The 16,412-nt window shown below is 65.4% G+C and carries 9 protein-coding genes; 7 read left to right on the forward strand and 2 right to left on the reverse strand.

All coding sequences use genetic code 11. The annotated features are described in order from the left end of the window. The first annotated feature begins 146 nt into the window (after positions 1-146). Positions 147-1,871 (forward strand): LysM peptidoglycan-binding domain-containing protein, encoded by a 1,725-nt coding sequence (locus ACP59X_RS16320; RefSeq protein WP_428560330.1) that lies wholly within the window; start codon positions 147-149, stop codon positions 1,869-1,871. 168 nt (positions 1,872-2,039) lie between these two features. On the opposite strand, the gene ACP59X_RS16325 is transcribed toward ACP59X_RS16320, so the two are convergent. After that, on the reverse strand, positions 2,040-3,275 hold the full coding sequence (locus tag ACP59X_RS16325) for a hypothetical protein (protein WP_428560332.1): 1,236 nt from the start codon (positions 3,273-3,275) through the stop codon (positions 2,040-2,042). Between the two features lie 796 nt (positions 3,276-4,071). On the opposite strand from ACP59X_RS16325, the gene ACP59X_RS16330 reads away from it, so the two are divergent. The 5 genes from ACP59X_RS16330 to ACP59X_RS16350 all read left to right on the forward strand — a co-directional run bounded on the left by ACP59X_RS16330 (position 4,072) and on the right by ACP59X_RS16350 (position 11,912). After that, positions 4,072-7,662, forward strand: coding sequence for a response regulator (locus tag ACP59X_RS16330; protein ID WP_428560335.1), 3,591 nt, complete (start codon positions 4,072-4,074; stop codon positions 7,660-7,662). Positions 7,663-7,748: 86 nt separating this feature from the next. After that, on the forward strand, positions 7,749-8,171 hold the full coding sequence (locus ACP59X_RS16335) for a type IV pili methyl-accepting chemotaxis transducer N-terminal domain-containing protein (RefSeq protein ID WP_428560337.1): 423 nt from the start codon (positions 7,749-7,751) through the stop codon (positions 8,169-8,171). Between the two features lie 205 nt (positions 8,172-8,376). Further along, positions 8,377-8,862 (forward strand): HD-GYP domain-containing protein, encoded by a 486-nt coding sequence (locus tag ACP59X_RS16340; protein ID WP_428569937.1) that lies wholly within the window; start codon positions 8,377-8,379, stop codon positions 8,860-8,862. Positions 8,863-8,873: 11 nt separating this feature from the next. Next, positions 8,874-10,070, forward strand: coding sequence for a hybrid sensor histidine kinase/response regulator (locus tag ACP59X_RS16345; protein WP_428560339.1), 1,197 nt, complete (start codon positions 8,874-8,876; stop codon positions 10,068-10,070). A 249-nt stretch (positions 10,071-10,319) separates the two neighbouring features. Beyond that, positions 10,320-11,912, forward strand: a complete 1,593-nt coding sequence (locus ACP59X_RS16350; RefSeq protein WP_428560341.1) for a hypothetical protein — start codon at positions 10,320-10,322, stop codon at positions 11,910-11,912. Positions 11,913-12,332: 420 nt separating this feature from the next. On the opposite strand, the gene ltrA is transcribed toward ACP59X_RS16350, so the two are convergent. Next, entirely contained in the window at positions 12,333-13,688 is a 1,356-nt protein-coding gene (gene ltrA, locus ACP59X_RS16355) for a group II intron reverse transcriptase/maturase (RefSeq protein WP_428558878.1), read from the reverse strand. Between the two features lie 768 nt (positions 13,689-14,456). Here ltrA and ACP59X_RS16360 point away from each other — a divergent pair. Beyond that, positions 14,457-16,190, forward strand: a complete 1,734-nt coding sequence (locus tag ACP59X_RS16360; RefSeq protein WP_428560343.1) for a sigma 54-interacting transcriptional regulator — start codon at positions 14,457-14,459, stop codon at positions 16,188-16,190. Positions 16,191-16,412: the final 222 nt, after the last annotated feature.

Here is a 16,412-nt window from a genome sequence, read left to right on the forward strand (position 1 = left end):
ACGACACCGTTTTCCCCGGCCGGCTGGCGTCGCCCGCCCCCGGCGCAGGGCACGTTCATTTTGTGAGACAATCAGGCGGCCGCAGGCAGCGCTTTCGGCCGCGCGTCCCCGGGGCGACGTTTCGCCCTTAAGTACGGAGATGGCGCATGGCCCGTTGGCACCTCCTCGTGATCCCGCTCCTGCTGCTCGCCCAGGCCGGGTGCGTCGGGCACGGCACGGCCACGGCCGAGCCGCAGGCCGACGGCGAGCCCCTGGTCTGGAGCAGCCGCGTCCTGGAGAAGGCCAAACGCGACCGCCCCGTCACCGAGCCGGAGAAAAAAGCCCTGGCCACCCAGGGGACCATCCCGTTTCGGCTGGAAAAGGACGAGTCCGAGGAAACCCGGGTCCTGTTGCAGTATTTCTCCCTGGACAAGCGCCCCACCATGGAAACCTGGCTGCGCCGGGCCGCGCCCCACCTGCGCCTGGTCCAGGCGGTGCTGGCCAGCTACAACCTGCCGCCGGACCTGGTCGTGGTGCCCTTCATCGAATCCGGCTACAGCCCCATGGCCTATTCGCCCGTGGGCGCGGGCGGCATGTGGCAGTTCATGCCGGAGACCGCCCGCCGTTTCGGGCTGACCGTGGATTGGTGGCTGGACGAACGCCGCGACCCGGTCAAATCCACCGTGGCCGCGGCCAAGTACCTCGCCAAGCTCCACCAGCTGTTCGGCGACTGGAACCTGGCCCTGGCCGCCTACAACGCCGGCGAGGGCAAGGTTTCCCGGGCCATGGCCGCCAGCGGCCAATGCGACTTCTTCGACCTCGCCAAGGACCCGACACTGCTCAAGGAGGAAACGCGCCGCTACGTGCCCCGCTTCCTGGCCATGCTCAAGATCTTCCAGAACCTGGACACCCTGGGCTTCGGCCGGGCCGACCGGCCGACCGGGCCGGCGCTGGCCACGCTCCAGGTGCCCGGGGGCACGGACCTGCTCGCCCTGTCCCGGGCCTGCGGCCTGGGCTGGGAACAGTTCCAGGCGCTCAACCCGGCCTTTCGCCGCCAGGTAAGCCCGCCCGATGCCGCCTCCACCGTGGCCGTGCCGGCCTCCCAGGCGTCCCTGGCCCAGGCCTTCCTCCTCGCCCCGCCAGGCCCGGAGGGCCAAAGCCAGCAAACCGTCGCGGCCCGGGCCGGCGAGACCTGGGAGGCCGTCGCCCGGCGCGCCGGCATGCCGGTGGCCGCCCTGCGCCGGCTCAACGCCGCCCTGCCCGAGGCCCTGGACGCCGGCCAACCCCTGCGCGTGGCCCACCATGCCACGCGCCTCGACGCAGGCGGCCTGATCGGCGAACGCGCCTCCTGCCCCGCCGACCTGGCCGCGGCCAAGCCGGCGCGGCGCAGCGAGCCCGTGGCGACCGCGACCGCCATTGCCGGCAAATACGAGGCCGGCTCGGGTGGCGCGTCGGAATGGGCGGCCTGGCGGCCCACGGCAACCGCCTGGACCCGCCCTTTCGGCATCCCCGGCCGAGACGCCCCCCCCGGGGCCACGGCCGTCGCGACGGCGCCCGAGGCCATGGCTGCCACGCCCCTTCCCGGCGGCACCTACACCGTGCGGCCCGGGGAAACCCTCTATTCGATCTGCCAGCGCCTGGGCCTCGACGCCAAGGCCTTGGTGGCCGCCAACAAGCAGGCCCTGACCCGGCTGCGCCCGGGCGACGTCCTGACCATACCGGGGCCGGACAAGGCGGCCCCGGCGCCCACGCGCCCCCCTCGTGGCCTCGGGCAGGCAACACCGCCCCAGCCGGCCCGCCCCAAGTCGGTGGCATTAACGCCCTACCGCCCTGACCGGACCGTGCCGGCCGGCCCCTTCGCCGCCGCCGCGCCGGCCGCGCCGGGGCAATAACCGCGAACGCCCCCGGGCGGCGCCCACCAGCCGGCAGTTGGGGCGCCTGTCGCCCCTACCGCGCCGGCATCCGCCATCCACCCCGAGGCCTGGCGCAGGCCCTGGCGCGGCCGTCCCGGCAGGAGGCGGTTGTCGCCCGTAAAGCAGCCCCGGCGGGGCGCGCGGCGGCTATCTGGTCTGGAAAAAATGTTGGCGGGCCGCGTTGCTGTCCGGTATCGGCACGACACCGGCCTTGCGCGCCGCGTTGACGGAGACGAACAGCGCATACCCCGCGTCATCCGGGGCATCGCCTTGACCGTCTTGTTGCCGCGCCTCGGCCTGGCGGGCCTTTTCCAAAACCGCCGCCACCTCCGCCTCGCCGGTTGCGACCGCATCCTCGAAGGAGGAATCCCCGATCATCGTGGTTTCGAGGTACAATTGCCGCTCGCCCGCGGGATCGAGGGCGACGCCGACGAGCATGTGGTCGGGAAACAGGATCAGCGTCGTTTCCAGGCCGAGCTTGAAAAACACCGAAGCGAACAGGCAGCTGCCCTCCACGCAGTTGGCCTGCCGCCCTGCCAGGGCCTCGCTGATCAAGCGCACGTTTTGCACCCAGACATCGTCGGGTTTCACCGACGGCGTGGGCAGGTGCGAATAACGGATGCCGCGCTGGCGCAAGGCCTGCCAGATGGCTTTGACCTGTTTGCGCACGCCGTCGTCGTCGGCCTTGTAGCCGGTGAAGGCCGCCACCTCCCCGGTGGCCAGGGCTTCCCGCAATATCTGGTCCACGGCCGGGTCGTCCTCGTTGACGTAGGCGGCGAACATCCAGTCCGTATTGTACAGCACGCCGTCGTCCACAAACCAGCGCACGCAATCGTTGGCCGAAGCGATGGTGACTTGGGTTGTGCGTTCACCCTGGGGGACACCGTCCAGCCATAGCTTGGCCGTCACGTCCGCCGTGACGGGCTTTTTCACCAGGACGATGGCATCGGCGATGGAAAGAAACGGAAAGATGTGATATAATTTGCCTTTGCGCGGCAAGGTCACTTCCGCCCGGCCGGAACGGATCAGGGGGGAGGTGGTGGTCATTTCCACGATGGCCTTGGCGCCGGCGCGCGGTGCGACCACGTTGACGCTCACAAGGCCGCTGCGGTTCCCCAACTCGTCGCTGTTATGCTGTATATCCAGCCATATTTTGGAGATGGCCACCAGGAACGACGGATACAGCACGCCCTTGAACCCGATGAGGTCGAACGCCCAGGCAGGGGGGGCGGCTGGTTTCGCCGCCGTCCGGGCGGCCGAGCCGGCCGCGGCCGGCCCGGCCAGGGAAACGGCCCAGACAAGAAGGACCAGGAGCGCAACGGCCTTGGCAACATGGCGCGCCCGCAGGAAAAGCGTTGCCCGGTTGCGAAACGACTGGGTCATACGGCACCCCCCGAGGCTGTACTTGTTACGCGGCGGCAATCCCCAAGCGGACCAGCCCCACCCATCGGCGGCTGGCTACGGTTACGTCGTTACCATGGCCTCAAGTCTCGAGACAAGGCGTCTGGCGGCGCACGGGAACGCCCGATGCCGCCAGCCCGTCCAGCCGCCTGGGCCCTTCTCCATTGCCTGGCATCACCGGGAGCGAGCAAGGGGTATTGATGCAAAAAAAAGAAAACGCCTAAACCATTCCCATAAGCCAAAAATAGTCAGCAGTCTGTAAAGAAAATAAAATATTTATTCTTCAAACCAACCGAGCCTGTCTTGGCCGCCTTCCCGGGCCGGAAGCCACCCAGGCGGCGCGGCCTCGGACCGACCGCCCCGGGCAGGCCCCGCGCCCCTGAATGCTGGCCATCCTGCTATTATTATAAGTTTTTTTCACAGAATCGGCAATGCCACCCGAAAGCGGGCAGGTCCTGCCGCTGACCGGATTTTTCCCGGGCGTATTGAGAAAGCCGTACGAATGTCCTATGAGAGAGAACCCCCAATCCTTCCGAGGTGCGGGAGAGGGGGTAAGGAAGGTGCTGGAAAGCGGAATGAGGGCGTTATCGAAATGAGAAAAACGACCGACGACATCGCAAAGCCTTTCTTGATACGGTTTATTCCGATAGCGATCCTACTGGTCGGAATAATGACGTTCATTGCATATCTGGATGCCAGCAACAGGGAGAAACTTTTTCGAAACACGGAAAGTATAAAACTCGACTATGTAGCAAGCATACTTTCCTATGACCTGGCGATGCTATTCGACGATCTCGATGGATTGATAAACCGTCGGACGATGACTCACTTCCTGGAAAATAGCAATGTGGAAACGCTCAACGAAGTCAAGGAATCCTATCTATTATTCAGCCAGAATAATCAACAGTATGATCAACTACGATTGCTCGACAAGACAGGACAGGAGATTTTGCGCATCAACGCCTTGAACGGGCGATCCTGGGCCGTGCCGGGCAACGAACTGCAAATGAAGGGTGACCGATACTACTTCAAACATTCCATAAACCTGCCGCCCGGTGAAATCTATACTTCCCCCCTGGACCTCAACGTCGAGTTCGGAAAACTGGAAGAGCCCCACAAGCCCATGTTGCGCATCGCGGCGCCGTTGCGCAATGCCGCGGGCCAGATGGAAGGCGTTTTGGTCCTCAACTACCTGGGCGACGTGCTCCTCAAAAAGCTCAACAACCGGCTGGAGTTTGCCGGCCAGAGCGTCATGGTGCTCAACCAGGAGGGCTATTGGCTGCACGGCGGCGGCGATGCCGATTGGGCCTTCATGTTTCCCGACCGGGCCGGGCAGACCTTCGCCGCCAGCCACCCCGACCTTTGGCGGGCCATCAACGCCTCCCCCTCGGGCCAGGTCATGGGGGAGGACGGCTTGTACACCTTCGCCACCATCCTCCTGACCCCGGACAGGCTGCCGGGCTCCGACATCCGCCGGGGCACGGTCCCGCCGCGATTCCGGCAGACCTGGGTCGTCGTGTCGCGGACCTCCAACGCCTACCTGACCGAGGTGCGCTGGAAGGAGTGGCCCCTGTACCTGGCCGGTGCGGGCCTGGTGTTGCTGCTGGCCGCCTTCGGAGCGTACCTGGATGCCAGCCGCCAGCGCGAACGCCGCGCGGCCGCCCGGGCCATCGGCGAAAGCGAGGCCCGGTTTCGCGGCCTGGTCGAGACGTCGCCGGACCTGATCTGGGAAACGGACACGGCCGGCGTGTTCACCTACGCCAGCCCGCGCACGGCCAGCCTGCTCGGACGGCCCCCGGAGCAGGTCCTCGGCACGGTGCTCCGCCAGTTCGTGCCGCCGGACGGCGACGGCTGCGACGGGGCCATCAAAACCTGGGAGACCTTATGCCCCGAGGCCGGGGACGGCGGCAAGGAACTCGAGATCAGTTGCGTGCCCATGCATGACCCCGCAGGGCTGTGCTTCGGCCGCAGGGGCGTGGCCCGGGACATCACCGAACGCAAGAACGCCCAGCGGCAACTCGACGCCGCCAAGCACGAGGCCGAGCAGGCCAACCAGGCCAAAAGCGAATTCCTGGCCCGCATGAGCCACGAGATCCGCACCCCGCTCAACGCCGTCATCGGCATGAGCCATTTGGCGCTCAAAACGGACCTGACCCCGAGGCAGGAGGACTACCTCAACAAGATCAGGGCCTCCGCCGACACCCTGCTCAGCGTCATCAACGACATCCTCGATTATTCCAAGATCGAGGCCGGCCGGTTCGTCATCGAGCACATCCCCTTCGAGCTGGACACGGTCCTTGGCAACGTGGTGGACATCATGGGTACGGGGGCCGCGGAAAAGCAGTTGGAATTCCTGCTGTCGGTGGGCAACGACGTGCCTTCCGGCGTCCTGGGCGACCCGTTGCGCCTGGGCCAGGTGCTGCTCAACCTGGTCGGCAACGCCGTGAAGTTCACCGAGGCGGGCGAGGTGATCCTCGAGGTGCGCCTCGTGGGGGCCACCGCCCGGGGCGCGCAATTGCGCTTTGCCGTGCGCGACACGGGCATCGGCATGTCCCCTGACCAGCGCAACAACCTCTTCAGCCCCTTTTCCCAGGCCGACGGCTCGATTTCCCGGCGCTTCGGCGGCACGGGGCTGGGGTTGAGCATCAGCCGGCGACTGGTGGAGCTCATGGGCGGCAGCCTCGACGTGGAAAGCGCGCCGGGGCTTGGCAGCGAGTTCTCCTTTACCCTCGAGCTGCCGCTCGCCCCGGCGACCCAGACGTACTGCCGGGAGAATGCCGAGGCCATGGCCGGCATGGGCGTGCTGGTGGTGGACGACAACGCCACCTCGCGCCAGATCTTAAGCGACGACCTGCTGTCCATGCGCTTTACCGTGACCACGGCGGAAAGCGGCGAAAAAGCGCTCGAAGTGCTGCACCGCATGGACAGCGCCATCCGGGTGGTGCTCCTCGACTGGAAAATGCCCGGCATGGACGGAACCACCTGTGCCAAGCACATCCAGGCCATGGACCTGGAACGCCGGCCGGTCGTCATCATGGTCACGGCCTTCGGCCGCGAGGAAGTCCGGCGCGAAGCCGAGAACATCGGCGTGGACGGCTTCCTGCTCAAACCCGTGGGCCGCTCGGTGCTCTTTAACACCATCGCCGCCGCCATCGGGCTTTCGACCGGCAAGGAGGCCTGCCGCCCCCGCCGGACGGACGCGTCCGAGGACGGCATCGAACGGCTGGCGCCGGTTCGCGGCAGCCGGATCCTGCTGGCCGAGGACAACGAGATCAACCAGCAGGTGGCCCGGGAGCTGCTCGAAGGGGCCGGGCTGGTGGTGGATATCGCCCCGGACGGCGCAAAGGCGCTGGCCATGCTCGAGGCCGCCTCCTATGCGGTGGTGCTCATGGACATCCAGATGCCCGTGATGGACGGCATGGAAGCCTCCCGCCGCATCCGCGCCGATGCCCGGTACGCCTCCCTGCCCATCATCGCCATGACCGCCCACGCCACGGACCAGGACCGCCGCAAAAGCCTGGAGGCGGGCATGAACGACCACGTCGGCAAACCCATCGACCCCAAGGAGCTCTACACCACCCTGGCCCGCTGGCTGCTCCCGGACGGCGGCGCGGACGCCCCCGGGCGGCAACGGCCGACGGCGGAGGCCACCGGGCGGGAAGAGCCGGCTGCGGGTCCCCCCGGGCGCGAACCGCCGGCGGCGGAGTCCCCCGGGCGGGAAAAGCCGGCGGCGGAAACCGGCTTGGCCGATACGACCGAAAAACCCCTTCTCGACGTGCGCCTGGGGCTGTCGCGGCTGCGGGGCAATGAGCCGCTGTACCGGAAGCTCTTGGCGGAGTTCCCCGAAAAATTCGGCGACATCGTGGCCTCGATCACCGAGCGCCTCGCCGAGGGCGACCTGACCGGGGCGCGGCGGCAGGCCCACACCCTCAAGGGCGTGGCCGGCAATATCGGGGCCATGGCCCTGTACACCGTGGCAGCCGAGGTCGAGGCCTGCATCACGACCAGGCCGCAGCGGTGCGAACGCCTGGTCGCACAGCTCGGCCGGGAACTGGCGGCGACCCAGGAACGCATCGACGCCTACCTGCATGCGGACACCGGGGGGGCCGCCGCCGGCGGCAGCGCCGACCCGATCCCGCCAGCCAAACTCCTCCCCCTGGTGCAGGAACTGCAGGTCCTGTTGGCCCACAACGACACCCGGGCCCTGGACGTCTTCGCGAGCCTCAGCCCCGGCGCCCGCCAGATCGATGCGGGCCTGGCCGATGCCCTGGCCAACGCCCTGCGCACATTCCATTTCAAATCCGCACGGGAGGCTTGCGGCGCCCTGCTCGGCCGGCTGGCCGCCAAGGAGGAAACCGATGCCCGCTAGACGGCCGCGACTGGCTCTGGCCGGATGGCGCGCGGCTTGGCGCGTCTTGTGCCCAACCGAAACCGGTGCGTGCTCCGGGAGGGGCGATGCGCGCCATCACTGAAAGCAACATCCGGCGGCTCAAATGGATTTACGCCCTGGCCCTGGCTTTTGTCGCCCTGACCCTGCTCGCCTCTTCCCTGCTCATGCAGCACGCCATCCGCCAGGAGAAAAGCGATTCCCGGGTCGTCAACCTGTCCGGCCGCCAGCGGGTGCTGAACCAGCGGCTGACCAAATGCGTCCTGGCCATGGGCCTGGCCGGGGACACGGACGGCCAGGCCCCCACGGTCACGGAGTTGCGCCAGGCCCTGTCGGAATGGACAACGGCCGAGGCCGGGCTGCAACGGGGCGATGCCCGGCTGGGGCTGCCGTCTCGGGAAAATTCCCCGGAGATCAGGGAGCTTTTCGCGCAAGTCATGCCCTATTACGAACGCCTGGCCGCCAGCGGCGAAGCCTGGCCGCCGGCATGAACGACCACGTGGGCAAGCCCATCGCCCCCCGGGAACTGTTCACCGCCCTGGCCGAGTCGCGGGACAACGAACTGCCCGGCCATTTCCGGCGCACCCAGCGCGTGGCGCGCCTGCTGGCCAGGGGCATGTCCCAGCAGCCCCGGCACGCGGACTCCTTCCGCACCACCTCCATCGAGGTCCTCTACAGATCCATCCCTTGCACGATGTGGGCAAGGTGGCCATCCCGGACCACATCCTGCTCAAGCCCGGCAAACTCACGCCCGAGGAATTCGAGATCATGAAGCAGCATACCGTCCACGGCCGCGACATCCTGGCCCGGGCCGAACGGCGCCTGGGGGGCGACTCGTTCGTGCACCTGGCCAGCGACATCGCCTACAGCCATCACGAACGCTGGGACGGCGGCGGCTATCCCCAGGGCCCGGCAAGCGAGGCCATCCCCCTGGCCGGTCGGATCATGGCCGTGGTGGACGTCTACGACGCGCTGATCAGCAAGCGCGTGTACAAGCCCCCGGTTCCCCACGCCGAGGCCGTAAGCTACGTCGCCCGCAACCGGGGGACGCACTACGATCCGGCCATCGTCGACGTCTTTTTGGGCAACGCGGAGCGCATCCGGGAGATCGCGCTGGCCTATGCGGACTGCGACCTCGAACGCGTCGCCCTTGCCCCGGTTCCGGCAATCCCCGGGCCGTAAGGAGCCATTGCATGCCTGACGCTCGGTTTCGCATTCTGGTGGTGGACGACGAACGCTCGAACCTCTTGATGCTCAACGAGATGCTGCGCGCCGAGCACGACGTGAGCATCGCCTCCGGGGGGCGCGACGCCCTGGACCTGCTGGCATCCCCCCTGCCCGTGGACCTGATCCTGCTCGACGTCATGATGCCGGACATCGACGGCTACGAGGTCTGCCGGCGCATCAAGGAAAACCCCGCGCGCCGGGATGTGCCCGTGCTTTTCGTGACGGCGCTGAGCGCCGGCGAGAACGAGGAACGGGGGTTGCGCCTGGGGGCGGTGGACTACATCACCAAGCCCTTCCAGCCCGCGGTGGTGGCGGCCCGGGTCCTGACGCACCTGAAGCTCTACCGGCAGCAGCAGGTCCTGGAGGCCATGGTGGCCGAACGCACCACCGACCTGTTGCGGGCCAAGGAGGAGGCGGAAGCGGCCAATCAGGCCAAGACCGTGTTCCTGGCCAACATGAGCCACGAATTGCGCACGCCCCTCAACGGCATCCACGGCATGATCGAGCTGCTGGCCGACAGTGGGCTGGACGCCCCGCAACAGGAATTCACCGCCTACCTCAGGACGTCCGCCAACCGGCTCCTGACCCTCGTGACCGCCCTGCTCGAATTGTCCAGGCTGGACGCCGGGGCTTTGCCCTTCTCGCCCAAGCCCTACGACCTGCCGGCGACGCTGGCCAGCATCACCGAGTTGTTTTCCCGCCAGGCGTCGGCCAAAGGGCTGGCCCTGTGGCTGGACCTCCATCCGGCGCTGCCGCGCACGGTCGTCGGCGACAAGGGCGTGTTGGCCCAGGCCCTGGTCAACCTCCTCGGCAATGCCGTCAAGTTCACGAACCAGGGGAGCGTGACCCTGCGGGCGGCCCCCATGGCCACGCCGCCCAAGGAAGCGAAGACGCCGACGCAACGCATGCCCTTGCAGCGGTGGCTGCGCTTTTGCGTGCGCGACACCGGCCTGGGCATCGAACCGGAAAAGCTGCCTGGCATCTTCCGCAGTTTTGTCATTGCCGAAGATTTTTTGACCAAGGAATTGGGCGGCGCCGGCCTGGGTTGCAGCATCGCCCGGGAACTGGCCGCCCTGCACGGGGGGCGGATCACGGCGGAGAGCACGCCGGGCGTGGGCAGCCTGTTTTGCCTGGAGTTGCCCTTCGAGGCGGTCGCCTCATAAGGGTCCCGCGGCCTGTGCGGGCTGCCTGGCCGCGGCCGGCAGGCGGACAGGCCGCCGCACCGCGGCGAGCCCGGGGAAGCCCGGTATCTCGAGGCGAACCCCAAGTAGCCCTTGACCTTTGACAGGGTGCGGCGGATAAGGTTTATCCATGGGAAAACCGAAAAAGCCTACGGGGGATGCGGTATGATCGAACGATCGAGAAGCCGGCGAAACGGCAGTTTTTTCAGGAACAACAGGTTCCTTGGCAAAATGGGCGCTGCGGCCGTCATGGCCCTGGCCATGCTGGCCATGCCCTGCGGGGTGTTCGCTTCGCTCACGGTGATTTTCGACACCAGCCAATATCCCGACAACGTCTGGCTCCAGATTCAGGACCCCAACGCCGGCACGAGCAGCGCCTTGCAGGCCACCTACAACAACGGCCAATCCGCCATCACCTACGGCACCCACCAGAATACCGACAACCCACCGCAGACCGTCACCAACCTGATGTCGAACCCGGTCCAGCTTTCGGCCATCGGGTCGGGCGGCTTGAACATCACCAAGTCCATCAGCTGCGTGTTCTATCTGTTTTACGACGACCCGAGCGCGGGCAGCGGCTACCTCACCACGGCCCCCTCCGTATTCACGACGCTCCAGCGCTACCAGCAGTTCGAATTGACCATGAACGGCGGCAGCGGCGACCAGGGCAACCTCACCAACATCGACGCCTTCACCGCCCCGCTGAGCATCCAGAGCTACCAGAACAACCCCCTGACGAACCCCTCCGAGCCCGTGTTGCAAAGCACCGGCTACGGCAGCAAAACCGCAAACCAGATCGCGGTCCTCCTGGTCAATGCCGGGGCGACGGGCGCTGCCGTCAAGACGGACGGGAACGGGAAGTTGCTCCGCTACATCGGCCCGTCGATCTTCGACCCCGGCAATGCCCAGATGCCCAACCCCTGGCCTTCGTTCGTCCCGTACGCCCAGTGGCTGGTCGGCACCACCACCACGTTGCAGCGTTCCAACTCCTTCGGCGCCGGCAACGCCACCTGGGCGTCGACCCAGACCTACACCTTCGGCATCGACATGCAGGCCACCACCGCCAGCGACGGCACGATCACGGCCACGGGCAAACTGACGGCTTCGGTGATCAATCCCGGCACGGTCGTAAGCCCCAACCCCGCCCTTCCTGCCGGCGGCGCCTGGACCAATGCCAGCATCACCGTGTCCCCGACGACAGGCACCAACGGCGTAAGCGATTATAATGCCGTCATCTATGGCCAATCCGGGAGCCCGGTGCCCGACCCCGACAACGCGTCCAAATGGGTGCTCAACAACAAGGCCATAACCCTCGGGCCGGACTGGGAGAACTTCCAGACCTTCTGCATCAATACGCTGGGCAACCCGAGCCTGCCCGAAAACCCGGGCACCAACGCCTCCCTCCAGGACCTCAGCGCCTACCTGACCACCCTCAACATGGCCATCGGCGAACTGACCACGGGGTTACTCGGCGGCTACTATGGCAGCACCTACCAAGTGACGTTCCAGGCCACGACCACGGCCATCGGCAGCCTGCCGAGCGCGGATTGGTGGCAACTCGACCCCCTGGTGGGGTTTTCCCAGATCCAAACCGACCCCAGCAACTACAACCGCTACGCCAACGTGATCTGGACCACCTCGAACAACACCGTGTACGGGGTACCGTACAGCGACCGGTTCGGCTCGGGGCCATTGGTCAATACGGTGTTGGCCCCGGACGGAACGACGAACGTCGGCTACTGGGTGATCGGCGTCGGGGCTCCGGTCACCGCGCCATCCTTTGTCTTGCCCGCGGCTACGGAGCTGCTGCTGCTCAACAATTAGGTCCCGTCGGCAAACCGCGCAGGAGGTATCGGGACCCGATGGGCGGGCGCGCTGGCATCAAGCCGCCCGCGGCGGTCAATTCAAGCGAAAATGGCGCGAAGGCGGACTGCTTCCCAAGGGAGGCGGGCCGCCTTCGGCTGTGGCGCTCAAGCCTCGCCCAGCGGCCGTACAGATCGCTGTGCCCGGCCCGAAAGGATTCATGAAAAGCATCTCCACCCGAAACGGCTTGCCGATCAAGCCATTTGCCGGCTAAAGCAAGGCCGCGGACGGACAGCGAATCACCCTCGAGGATCCAATGGCTCTCAGCGAGTTCGAAGGGCACCGGCTGGAAAGCCTCCTGGTCGGGTAGACGAGGGAAGTTTCCTTCCCCCGCCCCCCACAGATCCGGACGTGCCCCTTTAAGGCATCCGGCTCCTCTGTTCATGGTCTTGCTACACGATGGCAGATAGAATGCATTGCTACGGGAATTGGTAATGGATAAGTCTTCTTCATGAGGTTGAAGTTTTGCCAGCTCATGTTGTTTCTTTGCGATCGCCGGTTCAACCACTTCCACCACAGCTTCTGCACTCCATCACGGAAGGCGTTAAGCCTGCGGGAGTTACCGGTTATCCCATAGTATTGGCAATGACCTTTGATTTTGAGTATGAGAGTCCGGTACTGATCGGCGATATCACTATGCCGATTGAATCGACACCACTCCCCTACCGATTTCAAGGCCCTGGCAAGACGATCTTTTGCCGTCCTGCGCTTGACAACCCAATTTCCCTTGAGCGACTTGCCCCAGTAGTGGGTAAAACCCAACAGGTCGAAGCTGAACCCTTGGTGTCCAGTACCTCCTGATCCGCCACAAGGCGGCAGGAATCGCACCAAGCGAGTCTTCTCTGGGTGAACGGCGAGACCGAACCGACCAAGTCGCTTCGGCAGCACCTCCTCGACCTTCCGGGCATCCATCTCGTTGCTGAAGACCATGACAAAGTCATCAGCGTAGCGGATGAGGAACGCCTCACCTCGCATACGCGGTCTGACGACGTGCTCAAACCATTTGTCCAGGACTTCATGAAGGTAGATGTTCGCCAGAAGGGGCGAGATCACTCCTCCTTGTGGCGTGCCGGCGTCTGGATACACAAGCTGGCCTGCTTCGAGAACTCCAGCCTTAAGCCACTTATCAATGACCCGTCGTATCACACCATCGCGCACCCGCAGGTCAAGAAAGCTCCGAAGATGTCCATGATCCAACGTGTCGAAGAACTTGCGGATGTCCACTTCGTAGACGTACCCGCCACCTATGCCCATGATGCCACGCCACAGCGTCTCCAACGCCTGGTGACAGGACCGGCCGGGACGGAAACCGTATGAGCAAGAGAGGAAATCTTGCTCGTAGACCGCTCCCAGAACCATGGTTACCGCGCGTTGCAGTACCTTGTCCTCGATGGTCGGGATGCCGATCGGACGGGCCGCCCCGTTTGTCTTGGGGATATACGCCCGCTTGACCGGAGGGGCCTTGTACGTTCCGCTCTTGAAACGATCCAAAAGCGACGTCAGGTTCCTATCCAGCTGTTCCTCGTACTCCGCTGCTGTCTGTTGATCCACGCCTGACGCCGCGTCCTTCCTGGTGAGGTGGAATGCTTCCTTCAGAAAGACGAGGTCGATATGGTGGGCCAACGTCGTGAACACCATTTCCGGCGCTTGCTTGGCCAGATCCGCTACCTTCTGCAGTTTCGTTGAGACGCTTTCCGGGCTCGATTTCCCATGCATCTTTCCCTCCAGAAGTTCCATGAACAGACGCCTCCTTCCCTCCTCTGGGTCCCCGGGTGGGTTCCCCTGATTCATCGGTACTATGAGGCGTTCCGACTCCCTGCCGTCCATCTCCTCAGACTTCGTTTCCTTCGCCTTCGGATACCGCTTGTCGTCTGGATTTTCGCTCCTGTTCCCGAGCAGACGAACCCGGGATAGGCCTGGAAGAAATTACCGGCTCTTCCCTTCCGTATTCTCAAGCGGAGACGACAGGGTCTCCCAGGTTCCTGGGAAACCCCCTGTCCGCATGCCTTGTTCTTCGACCCCGGCGGGACCTGAGAGCGATGCTGTCTTGCCCCCAGATGGTGCCTTCCGATATTCTGAAGTCGTCAGCTCCCGCGGGAACGCAATTTCGGGGCTCAATAGCAAGGCCTACAAACTCCCTGTGTACGCTTCACGTCCTGGATTGCTCCAGTCCGCGCAACACTCGGTTCCGGCTGTCAGCACACTTGGCCGGACGGGCTTGGGTACCCGTAGGGTTTCAAAGAAGGTTTCAGCATTCCTTACATCCTCCTTCTCCAGGCTTGGCCTGGCGCACCAGAAATTCTGCGATGCGCAGGGGCCGCCAGCCCATATCCGTGATCAACTGCAATGGGGCTTCAGGGTCGACCCTGTGCGGCAAACCGTGGAGCTCTTCGAAATCCGGCCCTTTTTCATGGACGCCAGCCGACCTGCCCCCCTTAACATCCGCAGGGACGGATTGCGAGGACACGACGCGGGCAGCACAGCGCCCGCCCCCTGGGGGAGACCATGCGCGTCGATCAAGTCATGCACGCCTCGCCGGAAACCCTCACGCCGGGCCATCGCATCGAGGACGCCCTGGCCGTTTACAAACGCACCGGCGTCAATTGCGTTCCCATACTGAACCAGGACGGCACGCCCGCCGGCATCCTCACCATCTTCCGGGTGGTCCATGCCCTCAAGCAGGGCCTCGACACCGATACCGTCATCCGCGACGTCATGGACCCGGACATCGTGTCCGTACGCGACAACGAACAGTTCGAGGTGGTCTGCCGCCAGATGCCCATGGAACGCCTGCTGGTGCTCAACGACCAGAACAGGCTGGTGGGCGTGCTCACCAAAATGGAGCTGATCCGCAAGGTCTACGACGCCTTCGACACCGCCGAGCGGCGGACCCTGGAACTACGGCAAATCATCGACTGCGCCATGGACGGCCTCCTCGTGCTGGACCACGAAGGCCGCGAGCTCTCCCACAACCAGCGCTTCGCCGCACTGTTGCCGGACTGGCCCGGGCAGGCGGCCCCGGCCACGAACACGCCGGCCGCCATCGTCGCCGGGGCCATCGCCACGTGCCGGGCGGAAGGCAAACCCTTTGCCAGGCTGGTGGACGAGGAGAACGGCGGGCGGCGCATGGTGCTGACGGTCTCGCCCCTGCGCGACCCGGACAACATACCGTTTCGCTATGTGGCCACCCTGCGTGACTTGAGCGAAACCGACGCCCTGCGCCGGGAGGCCGACCGCAAAAGCCGTGAAATCGAGGCCCTGCGCACCGCGCGTTTCGACGACGTCCCCGTGGCCCAAAGCCCGGCCATGGTCCGGCTGCTTGCCCAGGCGCAGCGCGTGGGGCGCGTGGACTCCACCGTGCTCATCACCGGCGAGACGGGCGTGGGCAAGGAAGTGGTGGCCATGCACGTCCACCACCACAGCCCCCGTCGCGACGGGCCGCTGATCCAGATCAACTGCGGGGCCATTCCCGAGCATCTCCAGGAGGCCGAACTGTTCGGCTACGAAAAAGGGGCATTTACCGGCGCGGACCGGGCCGGGCGCATCGGCTTGTTCGAAGTGGCCAGCCGCGGCACGCTCATGCTCGACGAAGTCGGCGAGATGGGGCCGGGGCTGCAAGTCAAGCTCCTGCGCGCCCTGCAGGAGGGCGTCATCCACCGCATCGGCGGACGCGTCCCCATCCGCGTGGACGTGCGCGTCATCGCCATGACCAATCGCGACCTCGGCCGCATGGTGCAGGAAAAAACCTTTCGCGAGGACCTCTACTACCGCCTCAATGTCGTGCCCCTGACCGTGCCCCCCCTGCGCGAGCGGCCCGAGGACATCGTGCCCCTGGCCGAGCGGTTCCTGGCCCAGTTCGCCCGCCGCCTGGGACGGCGTTCCACCCTGACCGAGGAGCAGCGCGCCTTGCTCCTCGCCTATCCCTGGCCCGGCAACGTCCGCGAACTGGCCAACATGATGGAACGCCTGGTGGCCCTGTCCGGCCTTGCCGAAAGCACGGGGCCGGTCTGGCAATGCCTGGCCGCGGCCGCCCACCGGCCTTTGCCGGATGGTTCACAAACGAACCACCTTGCCCCGGGCGAAGGGCTGCGCGAAGCGGTCGGCCGTTTCGAACGCGCCTGCATCGAAGCCGCCCTGGCCGCCGCCGACAGCTTGCGCGGCGCGGCCAAACGCCTCGGCATCCCGCACAGCACGTTGCTGCGCAAAATGCGTGAGCACGGCCTATCGGTCCAAAAATGAACCATGGTCCGAAAACGGACCATCCGTCGCCTGCGCCGTCTCTCTTTATCCTATCGAATTATTTAATTCTTCCTAAAAAGCACTCTGCGCTGCTTTTTTGCCCGCCCTGTGCCGCCTGCGGCCTTCTTGCCGACTAACATGCTGCAATAAAAACAGTATCCGCCATTGGCCCGATTGTTGTTTCACAGCGGAACAAGTTCTTTTCTGCACAAACGACGCGGA

The sequence above is a fragment of the Solidesulfovibrio sp. DCME genome, assembly GCF_049995385.1.
In the GTDB taxonomy this organism is placed as follows: Bacteria; Desulfobacterota; Desulfovibrionia; order Desulfovibrionales; family Desulfovibrionaceae; genus Solidesulfovibrio.